We start from the raw sequence: 16,426 nt of genomic DNA, 5'->3' as shown, positions 1-16,426 counted from the left end.
CTTAGTTTCTGTACTCCTTGCCAGTTAAGTGAAGAAATAGGGATTCCAAATTCTCTTCGTTATGTGTTTGAAGTAATGTCGCTATTTCACCACAGGTAAGAATTTTACCATGGTCCATTAATGCAATTCTATTACACAAATCTTCTGCTTCCGTTAATTGATGTGAAGTATATACCAGTGTCATACCTGCTTCATTCAATTGTTTTAGATATTCAATGATTGCATGTCGCGTTTGTATATCTACACCAACTGTTGGTTCATCCAAAAATAATATTTTAGGTTTATGAATAACGCCTATCGCAAGATTTACACGTCGTTTCATACCTCCAGAAAAAGTTTTGACAGCTTTATTTTTAACATCCATCAAGCCTAGAATTTCTAGCAATTCATGGATGCGAACTTGAATTTCTTTTTTTGATAATCCTGCCCATGCACCAAAGAAGGTTAAGTTCTCTATTGGACTTAATTCTTCATAAAGTGAAAAATCTTGAGGTACATAACCAAATAATGTGCGTGATTGTTTGTTGGTTATATGTTGATTGAATAAATCTACTGAGCCTGTTTGAGGTTTTATTAAACCTGTCATTAAGCTCATCAACGTAGACTTACCTGCACCGTTTGGTCCGAAAAGACCAAAGCGTTCACCTTCAAAAATTGTCAAATTGAAATCATTGAAATAAACACCTGAATTTTCGTTGTATTGAAAAGATAGGTTTGATATATGTATAGCAGGCTTAATTATTTCTGCCATTTTATGGTACTTAATTCTTTAAATGCTTTTTTCTCTACTTCTGAAATTTCAAGTAGGTAATCTCCCATTACATCAAAATCAGCTTGCGATGTGATTCTTCCTTTGTAAATACCTGCTGCTTGAATTGCGGCATTACGCCACATGTCACCAGACTGGGTGAATGTTTTTGATATTTCTAAAAGATTGTCGTCGTTATGAAACGCATGGGCTTGCTGTAAAAAAGCGCCATAAATAAATCGGAAGCCACCGCCACCGGTGCCGATTTCTTCTTGCATGCGTACCAACTGAGCTAAATAAAGACCCGCTTTTTCAACGCCTAATTTATCTCTCCACTTTTTAATTTTATTGCCAGTATATTTTATGCCACTAACGCCAGCAATCCCACCAGGGATGTGCAACATATCTCGAACATTTCTTTTTACCCCGCTTACAATTGCTTTGCGTATTTGGTCGTCAGTAACAAGTGTTGTTGAAGGTTTTGGAAAATACACTTGTCCTTTTGGAGCTAAGGCGCCTTTTGCAAAGCGAACGCGTTCTAGTTCATAACTCGTCAAGGTGGTCGTTGTTTCCATAACAGGGTCACTCACTAAATAATTGTCGCCCTCTTTACCATAGACAATTAGATTATGCGCGTTAAAATGGAAACGATATTCTTTGGGGAAATAGCTTAGAAAGTATACACCCACTTGACAACCTACGGGTTGTCCTGATTGTATGCATTCGTCTAAAAATTGTTGTGCTTTTTCTTTTGAGTTAAATGTTTTACGAATAACATCAATCCCTAAAGATTGTGCCGTTCTTTTAAAAATCAAGCCTGGCATGGTACGAAATGCAATTGCCGGACCGCCATTAATTTTCATTAAAGGGATGTATATATAAAACAATCCAGAACCAATGCCAAAGGCAAGCGGTTCGGTCATTTTAGAAACCCCAACACTGCGTAATAAGTTTGTCGTAACTCCATTTTCGCAATGAGCCGCCTGTAGGTGTTCAAATGTGTTAGGCATTAAGGGAAATGTTTTTTAGTTGTTCGATACTAACCTCAAATAAGTCAGTGTATTTTTGAAGTGTTGAATTCGATAATTTATTAAAAATACTTGGCTTTAAATGTCTTTTAATCGTCCATTTCCAAAAACCAGTATAAGCAGAAACAATTGTTAAATCCATTACACGTAATTCAATGTAATAAGCGATTGGACTTAATTCTCCTTTTAAAACTGCATTCTTTGCTGCTTCAACTTTCTTATTGATATCATCCCACGTAATACCAAGTGCATCAGATTTTACCTCCCAACCACTGCTGAGTTGAGTGACATACTTTCCAGATTCATCTACCGCATAACAAACTTCTTTTGTAAAATTATTCAACCCACTTGGATCTTGAGGTGTTTCGTCTTTTTTCATAGTAGGAAGTTTCGTTAGGGTTTAAAAATTAACAAACAGTTAGCATGCTATAAACATAAGAGAAACGAGCACTTTCTGGAACAACAATAAGAATCTTCTCTCCTTTTTTTAACTTCCCACTGTGCAATAATTCGTCTATCATTAAGTAGATTGAACCTGCACCAACGTTACCTACGGATGTTAAGTTTGTAAACCATTTCTCTTCAGGAATGGTCATTCCATTTTCAGTAAGTTTGTTTGATATTTTATCTTTAAAAAACGCACTAGACATGTGTGGTAGGAAATATTGAATTTCATCAACCGAATGTCCACGTTTATCAAATACTACTTTCAATTTATCAAATCCTAATTCGATGATGTTTTCACGTAGTATTTTTACGTCTTGCTTCATGCTTAAAATAGACTGAGAAACAATTTCCTCAGGCGTATAATCCATGTATCCCTTTAGCGAGCCGTCTTCTAATTTGTCGCCACCCATATACATACATGTTTCAACCTTGTGTGCATAGGATACTGCTTCAATCCAATCGATTCGTAAACTAATTTCGTTTTCATTTGGTTTATCTGAAAGCAAAAATGCACCTGCTCCGTCTGATAACATCCAACGTAGAAATTCTTTTTCAAAACTGATGGAAGGATTTTCTTCTAATTCAGTTAATTTTTGAACTTCATCTTCAAAAACATCTGAGCGAAGTATTCTAGATGTGCGTTCTGAACCAGCAACAACTGCTGTTGAAACATCGCCAGCCCGAACCGCCATGTATGCATATTTTAATGCGTGTAGACCCGCACAGCAATTTCCCGATGGCGATACAACGTCAATCGCATTCGATTCAGGTAACCAGCCATGTACCATTACTGAATGAGATGGCATCATTTGATCTGGGCTTGAAGTACCACAGCTCAATAATTCTATCTTCTTTAGCTCTTCGGGATTATTGTTAAATAATTTCCGAATAGCTAGCGATGCCATTTGTGCATTTGTATGCGTAGCCGTTCCATCTTTTTTAAGTGCATAAAAACGTCGCTTAATACCATTGTTTCTAAGAACGATGCGTTTTGATTTAGACGTTTGATTATTTATATAACCAAGATATTCTTCTATTTCATCGTTTGAAACGGGTTCATTAGGAAAAAAACTTGCTGTTTTTATAATATATACTTGCTTTGCTGACATCCCCAACACGGTTAATTCAATGTTTGATATTTTTTTCTTTTTTCATTAATCTGCTTTTTCAAAAACGGCTTGAAAAGCACTTCATTAATAGCTATTACAATAGGTGCAACTATAAATAATGCAATTAATAAATAATATTTATAAGCGGTTACCCAAGGCTTACGATTTGATTTATTTTTAATCAAATTTGCCCAAATTGAAAATAACTTGCGCGCTCTTTGTTCAATAAACATTAAGTTCGCTTTTACGACTACGGCATTTTGCGCTATTAGTGTATCCTGCATTCCAGACCAACTTTCTTTATTTAAAAAATAAGAAATTGTTCTTCCAAACGCAGTCGAACCTTTTATGTCGCTATCTGAAACGCCAGGTATCGGAAATATAGAGAGATATTTTTCTTTCTTTCCTGATAACATCCAGTATAAAATACTTACTGCACTTAAATGGTTGTTGTGTTTATCTACTAATGCTATATTTCCAACAAGAATTGCGTTGGCTTCCTTCAATAATACTTTAACTTTATCTTGACTGTTTAGCCACATATTACGTGCACCAATCAATGTAATCACTGGAGTATTTTCCATGATTTTTTTCACTGCAGTATCCTTTAAGGCACTCGTTGCCGGAATGCTTGGTGATAAGAACCAGGGTTGATAAGCAAATATGATTAAATCATATCGTTCTTGCTTAAAAGTAAATGCTTCTAATTCAATAGTCTCTCCTAATACACATTCAGGCATGGCATCAAAAAAAGTGTCTGAAGTCCAAGGGAAAGGAAAGTCGTTTTTAGGTTTGATGGTTATTTTTTCTATAGTAGCCCCCGCTTCTATCAATGGGATAGAAATAGAATCAACAATTTCTGTCAATTGCCCGCTCTGTGAGTAATATAGGATTAATATTTTTTTTGACATTTTATAGGGGTGTCAAATATTAAAATTGATCTGTAGAAAGTGTTTTTGATATTTTACTATAATTCAGGATGGCATCTTTAACTACTTGATCGAAATTTTTATATTCAGAAATTATTTTTTTTCTATCATCTTCAAGATTTGAATTATATCCTAAAAAACTTGGAGCATTATCTTGAATCATATAGCGTAAGAAGCGGTATTCAATATTAGAAGGATTTTTAGAAATGGTAGTTTCTAATTTATTTTTCCCTTCTTTCATGAAAGACAATTTATCTTTTGGGTTGCCCACTAAGTCCGCTTTTTTCATCAATAATGCCCCTTCATAGGCTAGAAGTGAAGGGTTCGATTTTAAAATTTTCAACTCAGCATTTACGGTATTAATATCATTAGATGCAAAAGTTGCATAATATGCTTTCTTATCGAAACTATCATAACCTATCGTAATCAGCTCATTTGAAGAGGGATTGATTATGAAAAGAGATAAGAAAATTGATAATAATGCCATGTTTTATAAAATTCAATATCAAAGATAAAGAATCCTACTAGGTTCTACAACTACAAAAAATATTATAGAACGTAAATTTTTCAAATGTTAGTTACTTTTGTTCTTATTTTTGTGTTTCCCCTATATAAGATGTGAGGTAACAGTGAATGACAGGGTGTTATTATTTATTTTTCGAATAGAGAGGTCGCCATGGAGTTTATCCATAATTCTTCTGCAAATGTATGGTTCACTTGTTAAATTATATAAATAGGCCAAGTCTTTTTGATAAGGAGCAAAAAATACATTTAAGTATTTGTCATCTAGGTTAATAGACTCAAACGTAAGTGTAAAATAGAAAATGGTACCTTTCCTATATAGTGCTAATATTGGCGTAGAATTAGGTGACAATCTTAACTTTTCATAAATAACGAATAAGTTATTCATTCCTTCAGTAAGCATTGTTATATCCGCTAGGGTATTAAAATCTAGAGTATCACTTTCTGAGAGGTCGATTTCGGAGGTATTATAATAATCTTTTGTAAAGTCTAATAAATCAATAGGTTGTATATTTATTACATGTTGATTTATTTTGAAAATTTGAGACGTTATGCTCAATTCTTTATCTAATTGAATAGCGCTTGTATTTATTAAGTGAAACAGCTCCTTTAATTTTTTTGGATCATCTTCAAGTGTACTGATATTATATATTCCCATTATTGAACGTATGGGACCTTGTAAATTATGAGAGGCACGATAAATAAATGTTTCTAAATTTATCTGAGCATTTCCAATGATTTTATTTTTAGTATTAATGCGCTTATGTATTGATATTAAGTAGTTTTCTTTTTCAGTGCTTTCTTCAACAAATGTGTAAAAGAGATATAAACTAGCCAAAATTGACAATAGGATATTGACATTTCCCATGATTAAGTATGAATTTGCTTCAATGGGAGTGACTTTATAATTGTAAAAAAATAAAAATTGGGTAGTTACAATAGAAATACCTATGTGTAAATGGTTTAGGATTAAATAAAATTTATTCCGTGTATCGATAACAAGAAGCATGGTGATATATTCTGCAATATAAAAGTAACTGTTATTAGACTTTGCCCCATAATACAAATTAGAAACAAAAATGGCTTCCGTAATAAACAATAATAATAATGTACCTGCAATATCGGTTTGTTTTCTATTAAAATAATATGCGGCTATTAGAATTGGAGAAACGATCGCAATATAAATCATCGCAGAATACATTTTAAAAGCTGCATCTGGAATCAATCCCAATAAGGTAATAATAACAGTTATAAAAATATATTTTTCAATGCGATTCTCTCTACGAAATAACTCATTGCTGTAGAATTTATTCATATTTTAAATAAAGACTTCATGTGTCGACTATAAATATTGATATTTAATTACGTATTATCAAGTAATGGGCAAATAATTTGAGTGTTGATAAATAAAATGCCGATGAAATTTATCTTGATTTTTAATATTGGCTATGTTTAATTAGAAATGGAAGGATTTGCTAAAATAATTATTTTAGATTCAACGTGTTAATAAACGGATGCATTTAGATGATTTGTTTGTTGCAATCTCTATCTTTAATAGTAGATTGATGTGTCTAATTTATTATGCGTGTTAAGGACGATTCCGAAGAGAAATTTATTGTAAACCCCAATCCCGAGGTGCCCATTGGACAAAACTCCTATTGGGTTAATAAAATTTACAATGGGTTCCCTGCATTCCAAAGTGAAAATTATAAGAAATATTTTTTAGGACAACTAATTTCAATGATTGGTACTTGGATGCAAATCGTTGCTCAAAGTTGGCTGGTATTGCAATTAACAGACTCTGTATTTTTAATTGGCCTAGTAATGGCATTGTCCACTTTGCCCACATTACTTTTTACTTTATTTGGAGGCGTTATTGTTGATCGATTTCCTAAAAAAGATATTTTATTTGCAACTCAAATTGCGTCCATGATATTGGCTTTTTTATTGGGGGTATTAACTATATTTGGTTGGATCACTATTTGGGAAATTTGTACAATCTCATTTTTGTTAGGCACTGTAAATGCAATTGATGCGCCAGCTAGGCAAGCGTTTGTTTCTGAGTTAGTAAATAAAGAACAACTTGCTTCTGCAATTGCATTAAATTCTGGCGTGTTTAATAGCGCTCGAGTAATCGGACCTACGGTTGCTGGTATTATGATTGCAATTATTGGTACGGGCGGTGCTTTTATTTTAAACGCCTTAAGTTATATAGCTGTATTATTTGCATTGAAAAAGATAAAAATCGATTCTGTCATTAAAACACATTTACCAAATCCCATTGTTGCAATTAAAGAAGGTTTGGATTATTCTTTTAAACATCCCATCATTCGAACCTTGTTTTTAGTAATTGGAATTGTTTCAATCTTTGGTTGGTCTTATACTACTGTCTTGCCTGTAATAGCAAAAAAAGTTTTCCATGTAGATGCCGCTGGCTTGGGGTATTTATATGCAGCATCAGGATTAGGTTCGTTGTTAGCTACAATAACAATTGCATTGTATTCTAAGAAATTTTCACCTCTTTATTTTATTGTTGGCGGAACGCTAATTTTTTCAATAAGTATCTTCTTATTTAGTTTTACGGATAATATTCATACAGCATCTATATTGTTATTTTTCAGCGGATTTGGATTATTATCTTTTGCATCTCAAGCCAATACTACGATTCAAATGCTTGTAAAAAGTGAATTTAGAGGAAGAGTGATGAGTATTTATGTGCTGATGTTTATTGGATTAACGCCATTTGGTAATTTGCAGATTGGTTGGGTGTCTGAATATTTTGGAACTTCCTTTGCTTTGCAAGCTGGTGCAACCATTGTGATGGTATCTGGTCTGGTCATATTCTTCTTAAGAAAAAGAATTATAGATAAGTATCGGGGGTATAAAATATCGCAATAAATACAAGCAATAGCAAATTCGATTATCGTAATTTTTTTCCGAGCTTTTCAATTTGTTTAAGCCATTTATTACGTTTATCGACTGTAGCATTTTTAACAATACCAATATAGGTTACTTTGACAGGATTGATTCCACAAAATTGCAATGTTGATTTCTTCAATTGATTTACACTTGGGTTTCCAAACATTAACTTATAATACCAACTAGGTTGATCTAGTGTTGTGATTATATGCGCAGACTTCCCCTTAAGTAATTTATCCCACCAAACAGAATTTTCTTTGTATGCGAATGCTCTTCCTGGTAAGAATACTCTGTCAATAAATCCTTTTAATTTGGCTGGTAGTCCGCCCCACCATACGGGGTGGATCCATATAATGTGGTCTGCCCAAATAATCTTTCCCCAAGCTTCTTGCAAATCAGGTTCAAGTTCTATTCTTTTTGTATAGCCAAATTCTAAATTTAGGTTGAAATTCAAATCTGAAATTTCAATTTCTTGTAAATAATCGGTCGATTGAATTGCGCCTTTCTTATATGCATTTGCAATAGAGGAGTTGAAGCTGTTTTTATTTGGATGCCCATTGATAATAAGTATCTTTTTCATGTTTAGCAATATTAATGTAAACCAAAAATAAATAATTTAAAAGAATAGGGGCTAGGACATTTGTCTATTTACAAACCTCTTTTTTTAATCTACTGAGGTGTCTAGGTGTAATTCCTAACAATGAAGCTAATTGGTGTTGTGGAATTACTTGAATGTATTCAGGATGTTTTTGTAGAAGTTGATTGTATCTTTCCTTTGCTGTATCCTTTTGAAAGGATACGATTTTTTTTGTCAGTTCTATATAATGCATTTCTGCAATGATTCGCCCTACTTTTTGCCAAACAGTACCTTGCTTATATAAAAAATCTAAATCATGTTTTTTTAACAAAACAATTTCACTGTCACTTACCGCTTGAATATTTTCTTCTGTTTGTGATTCAGTTATAAAGCTGGCGTATGCTGAAATCATTTCATTGTCAAATGCTAAACAGCTAGTAATTTCATTGCCAGCGGAATTAGTATAAAATAGTCTTAATGCACCTTTCTTGATGAGGAAAATTTCTTTTGAAATTGAACCCTCTTTTATCAAGTATCCTCCTTTTTTAACAAAACGAATTGAACACAAGTTCTCCACTTGGTTTAATTCCTCTTCGTTTAAAATGTTTAGTGATTTAAAAAAAATCTTCATTGCTATAAACTATTTTAATATAAGCTATTATCTGAATTGCAAAGGTGAAAATAGAAACAATAGCCATTAAACTAATAATTAAGAATGCAATCGCTTTGGGTTTTGTTTCTGCGCTATTAATAGTGATGAGTTCAATAAGTTTGAATAGTGTTTTTGACGTTCTCCAAGCAAAAATGAAAAATAAAAAAAGAGGAATAACAATCGCAATGATAACAAGGGGGATATTGTTTAGTGAATAATTATAGCCAACAATTAAACTTATTACTCCTGTTGATCCTCCGGATAGCAAAGCTGTCTTAGCTGTCTTGCCAATGAAAATGAGAGAAACGAGACCACAGCTTATTAAGAATAAGCCATAGAAGATTAGTATACTATTCATAGTTATTTAGTTTAGTTTTGTTGCGAGTTTTCCAATTGTCAATCCTTGAATTAAAATAGAAAAGCATACAATGACATAGGTAATCGTCACCCAAATATCCCGGTGATTTTCTAGTTGTATAGATAGTGCCAATGCAATGGATATTCCTCCACGTAGTCCTCCCCAAGTTAAAATAACAAGTGTTTTTTGATTTACTTCTTCCTTTAAACGAATCAACATTGAAGGGATGAATACGGAAATGTATCGAATTATGAGAATGAAAAAAATGAGAATAAAAGAAATAAATACAACTAAGTTGCTCGTTTCAACAAGCAATAATTCCAAGCCAATCAACACAAATAAAACGGCATTTAGTATATCATCTAACAATTCCCAAAATTTATCTACGTATTGAGCTGTCAAATCAGACATGCCATATTCTTTACTTCTATTCCCTGTTATAAGTCCTGCGGCTACCATTGCTAAAGGGCCAGAAACATGGGTGTAATGCGCGAGGGTATACCCACCCATTACAATAGCTAACGTTATGAGTACTTCAACTTTATAATTATCAATACTAGAGATGAGTTTGTATCCAAAATATCCAATGGTTATACCAAGTACAATACCGCCAATAGCTTCTTGTCCAAATAACAATACTATATCACCAATACTTAATTCTATAGATGGTTTAGCAAGTTGAAGTATGGTTATAAAAATAACAACGGCTACACCATCATTGAATAGTGATTCTCCAGCAATTTTGGTTTCTAACGATTTTGGAATCCCTGCACTTTTTAAAATGCTTAATACTGCAATAGGATCTGTCGGAGAAATTAATGCCCCAAACAAAAAAGCATGAATGAGTGCAACTTGTATTCCAAATACATTTAATATATAGTACGTTATTAATCCAATAAGAATCGTACTTATAATGACACTAATTGTTGAGAATAATAAAATAGCTAATTTTTCATTTTTTAAATCTTTGTATTTAATATGGATTGCACCAGCAAAGAGCATGAAGCTAAGCATTACTTCTAATAACAACTCACTAAAATCTAAACCTTTTAAAATACCAATGATGGCAATTTTAAAGTTTGGAACAAAATTACTGGTTAAAATAATGGCTACCGAAAATAATAGGGATACCAACATGAGTCCAATCGCATTTGGTAATTTTAAGAATTTAAAATTAATATATGCGAAGAGTGCAGACAATACGATTAGAATCGAAAATAGATGAAACAGTTCCATTATATATATAGAAAGAGAATGATACGTAAACGAGATCCTATTACATAATCAAACGTACACCACCTAATTCAGAAACTCTATAGGGGAATTTATTTCCTGGCGCACCGATAAACATAAAGTTTTTTGGAATACTCCATTTCTTAGACAATTCATCGATGATATCTGGTCCAAATACTCCAGGTATTTCAATGAAGTCAATATCTATTTCTGGATATGCTCTATCTAATACTTCCAAATCCTTGCGCAGTAATTCATTCGAATGATTTTCTGATTTAATATTTACAATCTTTAATTTTTTTGTCGTTTCATTTGACTGCACATATTGCATCACCAAGTTTAGTACAGCAACATTGTCACCTTTTGTAAAGAAAACGAATTCTTGTGCATTGATTTTAGTGTGCAATTTTTGCAAATATTTATTGCTTTTGATGACAATCTTTTGAAAGGGTTTAGATATATATTCAAGAAGTTCAATACACATTTTTACTATAAATGCTCTGTTAAGCATAATGGCAATAAATAAAAGCGTTGGTATTAAATAATTTAAAAAAGTATAAAAATAATCCAAGTGTAAAATTATATTCCCAATAAATGCAACTATAATTAGTGCAATTGCAATTAGGACAATCAATCCATTTGCTCTTTCTGGCCGAGGCAATCTACTTCTTTTGAATTTCAACAATAAATTACCAAAGCCAAACAAAGCCATTACTGCTAAGAAAGAAAACGTATAAACACCAGCTAGAGCAGCAACGTGTCCTTTAGTAACAACAAGCACAGAGACACATAAAATAAAGAAGGCAATGACAATTCTGTAATTTGAACCTCTTTTATTTTTCTTTAAAAAATAATTAGGGAGAATGCGATCCAATGTGATGCGTTCTAGTAAGCCTGAAACGCCAACAAAAGAAGTCAAAACCGCACCACATAAAACAAGAACTGCATCTATTGAAACTAAATATGCCAGCCATTTACCTCCTGTTGTGTGTCCTAGGAATGCCAATAATGATTCTTGATGTTCACCTACAAGAGCTAATGGAATGACACAAATAAGTATGAGTGCAATTACTGGATTGAAGAAACTTACAACGGCCCACATATTCCGTAATGTTTTAGGGAAAACGCCATGCTCTTGTTCTTCTACAAAATTGGCGGAACTCTCAAATCCGGATATGCCGAGCATGGCTGTGGCAAACCCTAAAAACAAAGCTGTCGTAAAATTGCCTGATTGAATAGGGAGACTCCAATTTAAATGAAATATTTCTAAGCCATGCATCATTATAAACCATGCTGAAGTAACCACGAGTATAGATAATGTAGATAAATGAATGATGAAGATTATCACAGCAACGATTGCAGATTCGCCTATGCCAAGGATTGCTAAGCCTGTAAAACATAACAAGACAACAGTGGTAGAATAATCTACTGGTAGCGCTTTATAAATACTAGCTAAATAATGCATTGCTTCTGATGCAGAAATAACTGCAGTAGCCATGTAAGACAATATAGTAAGAGCTGCAGCTAAAGAAGCCAATCTTTTGGTAGATGTATTTAATAGTACATTGTATGCTCCACCATTTAAGGGAATTGCACCAACAACTTCACCGTAGATTTTTCTAAATAGAAACAATACCAATCCAACAATTAACAAGGATATCCATGCAAATTGGCCCGCATACATAATTGTTAGTGCTGAAACGTACAAGCAAGAAGAGCTAATATCGTTTCCACAGATTGCAGTTGATTGTAATTCATTTAATTTTTTTGTGAACGATATTCTTCATTAGTTATTTTCTTCAGGATTTGGTTTGGTAATATTGATATTGAAATTTGGAGCTTTATAATCTTTTGGCAAATAACTTGCAGGTATGGTTGTGCTGTTTCCATCTCTAGCAGCTCTGTAATGGGGAGAAAGTATTTCTATTCCGCGCTCAAAGCATACATCCTGTATGTTTTGGTGTAAATCTGAATAAATTATTTGTTGTACGTTTGAATCATGGGTGTAGGCATTTATTTGATACGCAACATAAAAATCCTCTAAACCTGTCTGCAATACAAAAGGGGTTGGTTCCTGTAAAATAAGCTTAGTTTTTAAGGCTGCATCAATTAGTGCTTGATGCATATCTCTCCAAGGTACATCATAACCAATAGTAACAGTCGTATGAATTATTAACCCATGGGTGGGCGCATCACTACTATAATTTACTGTATGATTATTCATGATTGTAGAATTGGGTATAGAAATGATTTCATTTTTAATTGTACGTAGTCGGGTTACTAACAGTGATTTTTCAATCACATCGCCAACAACTTCTCCAATCTTTACTCGATCTCCAATTTTAAATAATCGCATGTAAGTGAGTACTAGTCCAGCGACAACATTTGATAAAGAACCAGCCGAACCAAACGTAAATAAGAAACCAAGAAATACGGAAACACCTCTAAATACGGGAGAATCGCTTCCAGGTAAATACGGAAATATCACCACGATTAAGAATGCTACAAGCAACACCCGAACGATCTGATACGTAGGGTTTGCCCAGTCCGGAAAGAAACCAGGTATACTGAGTTTTCCAGAAGCTATTTCTAATCTTAAATAATTTATCCCTTTTAATACATATCTAAAAACAGTTATGATAACGATTATAGTAATAAGATTGGGAAGATAATGCCATAGACCTAAAGCTATTTTTTTTATGGGCGTTAAAATGTATCCAAATAATTCACCAGCGAAATCTTTTGTCCAAGGGAAAATGCCAAATAATATAGGAAGGGCAATATAAATACTTATTAATATTAAGATCCATTTAATAAATGTATTGATAGTTAGCAATCCATTTACTTGGCTTTTGGAATCAAGTAATACATAGTTTTTAATTTTGAAGCCCGATAAAAGTGTATTTTCATAACTTATTATTTTCTTAGCCGACCAAGTGAACAATCTTTTTAAATAATGAATTAAAAGAGCGAATAGTAGAATTACTAAAAGCGCTAACCCTACTTCTTTTAAAAGATTTAGGATGCTTGTTTGTTTTTTATAATCTAAAAGGGTATTTGTAATGAGTACTTTATATGTGTTTGCAAGTTCAATGGGTGTTGTATTATTCCATATCGCATCATTATCTGTTATGCTCATGATAATAACCTCATCGTGCATGATATCAATACTAGATTCAAAAGGTATAAGGAAGATAGAATCTTTATTTGGTATGAATCCTGCCTCAAGCTGTTTGATTCTTTCTGATATAGTTGATGCGCGCATTTCGGCTGAAAAACTTCCTGATTTTGTATACACATTAAATAATGTATCATTGAAAAAACCAAAAACAGGATATTTTTTTGCTGTATTTCGTAACGAATCTATTCGATTTATCTTTTCTTTTAAACGTTGCGTATCTTTTTCTTTAAGTTCTGCTAGTTGTTTTTGCAGTTCTTCTTTTTTTAAATTATCGGTAGTTTGTAAAGAGTTTAATTGATTTTCAAGTTTTTCTTTTTTTATGGAATCTTCAATTCTATTTATTTCAATCAGTTTTATTTTTTTATTGAATGCATTCAACAACGAAGTATTTAGCGAATCGTTTTTTAATGCGATGCTATCTGTTTGAGCAAATGAAAAGAGGGATAAAAATTGGATTAATAAAATGGGCAGAAAACGAATTATTGTCGACATTGATTTATTTGTTAAATAGCGCATTAATAGGTATTAAGTGGCTTAGAATTAAGTAATTCATTTATAAAGCTACATAATTTTTATAATGTACGAGTATAAATTACCAGAAATATTGTTTTTAGCATAAGTATGTAAGTGATTTATCTGTTGGGATTATTACAAGAAAATAATTTATTGTTGCATCAATCCATTTTTTTACTGCAAGCGTAGTATTTAAATAAGCACACTATTATAATAATTTATTTAAATTGTTATAATATCATACAGCCCTTTATTTACAGTCGATGTGTAGATATGTATGCAGTATTAATATTTTAATACGTTATTTATTTCGACAACTATAAATAACGTATTAAATATTTTTAATTTTTATAAGCCATTATTTTTTTGTATATTATAATTATTGATTTTTTTAAATATTATTTTATCACTAAAAAATACGTTATGAAAGCCCCTCACAAATACGACATGGGTGTCGTAGGAAACTGTTCATTTATAGCATATGTAAATAAAAACACAAATATCGATTGGATGTGTTTGCCTAGGTTCGATTCTGATTTTATGTTTGGAGCATTACTCGACAAAGAAAAAGGTGGAGAATTTTCCATTAAGCCGGCTGATATGGATAGTGCATGTTTTGAACAAAATTATTTAGAGAATACAAATATTTTAGTGACGACTTGTATTACACCAACCGGTACATATAGAGTTACTGATTTTGCCCCACGTTTTCAACAATACAATCGACATTTTATGCCACTTATGTTGGTTCGTAAAATTGAAGTGGTAGAGGGGAAGCCTCGTGTTAAGGTTCGATGTAAGCCAGGCAGTATGAGAGGTAACAATGAAATTGCAACTTCTTACGGAAGTAATCACATTCGATTTTTGCATTTAGATGCCGATGTACGTTTAAGTACCAATATTCCTATAACCTATGTAATTGAAGAAAAGGAATTTTCTTTGACAGAAACGAAGTATATGTTCTTTACCTATGGCCCACCCTTGGAAGCAGCCATTGATTATACAGCGGAAGAGTTTTTACAAAAAACGCGTCAATATTGGAATAATTGGGTGAAAGCAACCTATATCGCAAGTTTTTATCAAGAGCATATCATTCGTTCTGCCTTAGCATTAAAATTACATCAATATGAAGATACAGGGGGCATTATAGCATCAGGCACTATGAGTTTACCTGAGAGTGATGGTTCTACACGTAATTGGGATTATCGATATTGTTGGATGCGTGACACCTATTATACACTTCAAGCATTTAATAACATTGGTCACTTTGAAGAATCTGAAAAGTATTTTCATTACATCGAAAATATTGTTCAAAATGAGGTGGATCGAATACAGCCTCTTTACGGTATTGATTGTTCAAAGACAGTTACAGAGATTGAATTGGATTTAGAAGGGTACCTAGGAAACAAACCTGTACGCGTTGGAAATGATGCCTACACACATATTCAAAACGATGTGTACGGGCAGATTTTAGCAAGCATAACACCATTGTTTACGGATAGTCGATTGATTCATGCCAATAAATTATCAACAGATATTGTTTATAAATTATTGGCTTTTATAGATAAGACAATGGATGAAAAGGATGCGGGCTTATGGGAGTTCAGACATTTGAAGCAGCATCATTGTTATACGTTTTTATTTCATTGGGTTGGGGCAAAATCAGCTTTGAAAATCGGAGAATTATATAGTGATACAACATTGATTGAAAAATCGAAGGCAACAATTATTAAGGCTGCTGAAATGATTGAAAAATGTTATGATCCCGAACGTAAGGTTTATACACAGGCGGTAGGTTCAAAATATTTAGATGCTAGTTGCATACAATTAATTAGTATGCATTATTTAGATCCTGCTTCGGAGCGCGCTCGATTGCACTTGAAAGCAATCGAAGAAGATTTAATGGTGAAAGATGGGTTACTTTTTCGTTACAAACACGAAGACGATTTTGGTAAGCCAGAAGTAACCTTTCTGGTTTGTGCTTTTTGGTATGTGGATGCACTAGCATCTGTTGGTAGAGTTGCAGATGCTGTTAAAGCATTTGAGTCTTTAATTAAGTATACAAATCATTTGGGTTTATTGAGTGAAGATGTTGGTTTGGATGGTAGTCAATGGGGCAATTTTCCTCAAACATACAGCCATGTTGGTTTAATGAATTCTGCTTACAGAATAGCAAAAAAATTAGATAAACCAGCTTACGTTTAATTTAA

Annotated in this window: 15 protein-coding genes; 2 read left to right on the top strand and 13 right to left on the bottom strand. The window is 32.8% G+C overall.

Annotation, left to right across the window (positions count from 1 at the left end; all coding sequences use genetic code 11):
- Nucleotide 1: 1 nt before the first annotated feature.
- The 7 genes from Q0543_RS15880 to Q0543_RS15850 all read right to left on the bottom strand — a co-directional run bounded on the left by Q0543_RS15880 (nt 2) and on the right by Q0543_RS15850 (nt 6,098).
- Nucleotides 2-751 carry an ABC transporter ATP-binding protein gene (locus Q0543_RS15880; RefSeq protein WP_299255377.1) on the bottom strand — a complete coding sequence of 250 codons (750 nt, stop codon included), beginning with the start codon at nt 749-751 and terminating at the stop codon, nt 2-4.
- Nucleotides 739-1,758 carry a BtrH N-terminal domain-containing protein gene (locus Q0543_RS15875; protein ID WP_299255374.1) on the bottom strand — a complete coding sequence of 340 codons (1,020 nt, stop codon included), beginning with the start codon at nt 1,756-1,758 and terminating at the stop codon, nt 739-741. Before Q0543_RS15875 ends, Q0543_RS15880 begins: the two co-directional genes overlap by 13 nt.
- Entirely contained in the window at nt 1,751-2,155 is a 405-nt protein-coding gene (locus Q0543_RS15870) for a hypothetical protein (protein ID WP_299255371.1), read from the bottom strand. The genes Q0543_RS15875 and Q0543_RS15870 overlap by 8 nt, the downstream gene beginning before the upstream one ends.
- A 28-nt stretch (nt 2,156-2,183) precedes the next feature.
- Complete coding sequence (locus tag Q0543_RS15865) at nt 2,184-3,332, bottom strand: beta-ketoacyl-ACP synthase III (protein WP_299255368.1); 1,149 nt, start codon at nt 3,330-3,332, stop codon at nt 2,184-2,186.
- Nucleotides 3,333-3,343: 11 nt separating this feature from the next.
- The gene (locus Q0543_RS15860) at nt 3,344-4,243 is read right to left on the bottom strand and encodes a hypothetical protein (protein ID WP_299255365.1); all 900 of its coding nucleotides are present in this window, start codon (nt 4,241-4,243) and stop codon (nt 3,344-3,346) included.
- Between the two features lie 19 nt (nt 4,244-4,262).
- Complete coding sequence (locus tag Q0543_RS15855; protein ID WP_299255363.1) at nt 4,263-4,748, bottom strand: hypothetical protein; 486 nt, start codon at nt 4,746-4,748, stop codon at nt 4,263-4,265.
- A 120-nt stretch (nt 4,749-4,868) separates the two neighbouring features.
- Entirely contained in the window at nt 4,869-6,098 is a 1,230-nt protein-coding gene (locus Q0543_RS15850) for a histidine kinase (protein WP_299255361.1), read from the bottom strand.
- 266 nt (nt 6,099-6,364) lie between these two features.
- On the opposite strand from Q0543_RS15850, the gene Q0543_RS15845 reads away from it, so the two are divergent.
- On the top strand, nt 6,365-7,681 hold the full coding sequence (locus Q0543_RS15845; RefSeq protein ID WP_299255358.1) for an MFS transporter: 1,317 nt from the start codon (nt 6,365-6,367) through the stop codon (nt 7,679-7,681).
- Nucleotides 7,682-7,703: 22 nt separating this feature from the next.
- Here Q0543_RS15845 and Q0543_RS15840 read toward each other — a convergent pair whose 3' ends face one another.
- The 6 genes from Q0543_RS15840 to Q0543_RS15815 form a co-directional block, all read right to left on the bottom strand.
- On the bottom strand, nt 7,704-8,282 hold the full coding sequence (locus Q0543_RS15840; RefSeq protein WP_299255355.1) for an NAD(P)H-dependent oxidoreductase: 579 nt from the start codon (nt 8,280-8,282) through the stop codon (nt 7,704-7,706).
- Nucleotides 8,283-8,346: 64 nt separating this feature from the next.
- The gene (locus tag Q0543_RS15835) at nt 8,347-8,910 is read right to left on the bottom strand and encodes a Crp/Fnr family transcriptional regulator (RefSeq protein ID WP_299255352.1); all 564 of its coding nucleotides are present in this window, start codon (nt 8,908-8,910) and stop codon (nt 8,347-8,349) included.
- A complete protein-coding gene (locus Q0543_RS15830; RefSeq protein WP_299255349.1) occupies nt 8,894-9,289 on the bottom strand; it encodes a hypothetical protein in 396 nt (131 codons plus the stop codon). The genes Q0543_RS15835 and Q0543_RS15830 overlap by 17 nt, the downstream gene beginning before the upstream one ends.
- 6 nt (nt 9,290-9,295) lie before the next feature.
- A complete protein-coding gene (locus Q0543_RS15825) occupies nt 9,296-10,525 on the bottom strand; it encodes a sodium:proton antiporter (protein WP_299255346.1) in 1,230 nt (409 codons plus the stop codon).
- A gap of 40 nt (nt 10,526-10,565) precedes the next feature.
- Complete coding sequence (locus tag Q0543_RS15820) at nt 10,566-12,302, bottom strand: APC family permease (RefSeq protein WP_299255413.1); 1,737 nt, start codon at nt 12,300-12,302, stop codon at nt 10,566-10,568.
- 6 nt (nt 12,303-12,308) lie between these two features.
- On the bottom strand, nt 12,309-14,195 hold the full coding sequence (locus tag Q0543_RS15815) for a mechanosensitive ion channel domain-containing protein (protein ID WP_299255343.1): 1,887 nt from the start codon (nt 14,193-14,195) through the stop codon (nt 12,309-12,311).
- A 444-nt stretch (nt 14,196-14,639) separates the two neighbouring features.
- Between Q0543_RS15815 and Q0543_RS15810 the strand changes: the two genes are divergently transcribed.
- Nucleotides 14,640-16,421, top strand: coding sequence for a glycoside hydrolase family 15 protein (locus Q0543_RS15810; protein ID WP_299255340.1), 1,782 nt, complete (start codon nt 14,640-14,642; stop codon nt 16,419-16,421).
- Nucleotides 16,422-16,426 lie beyond the last annotated feature (5 nt).

The organism is uncultured Cytophaga sp., from assembly GCF_937863595.1.
Lineage (GTDB): Bacteria > Bacteroidota > Bacteroidia > Cytophagales > Cytophagaceae > Cytophaga.
The sequence above is the reverse complement of the archived record's forward strand: the minus strand, read 5'-3'. Positions and strand labels throughout refer to the sequence as shown.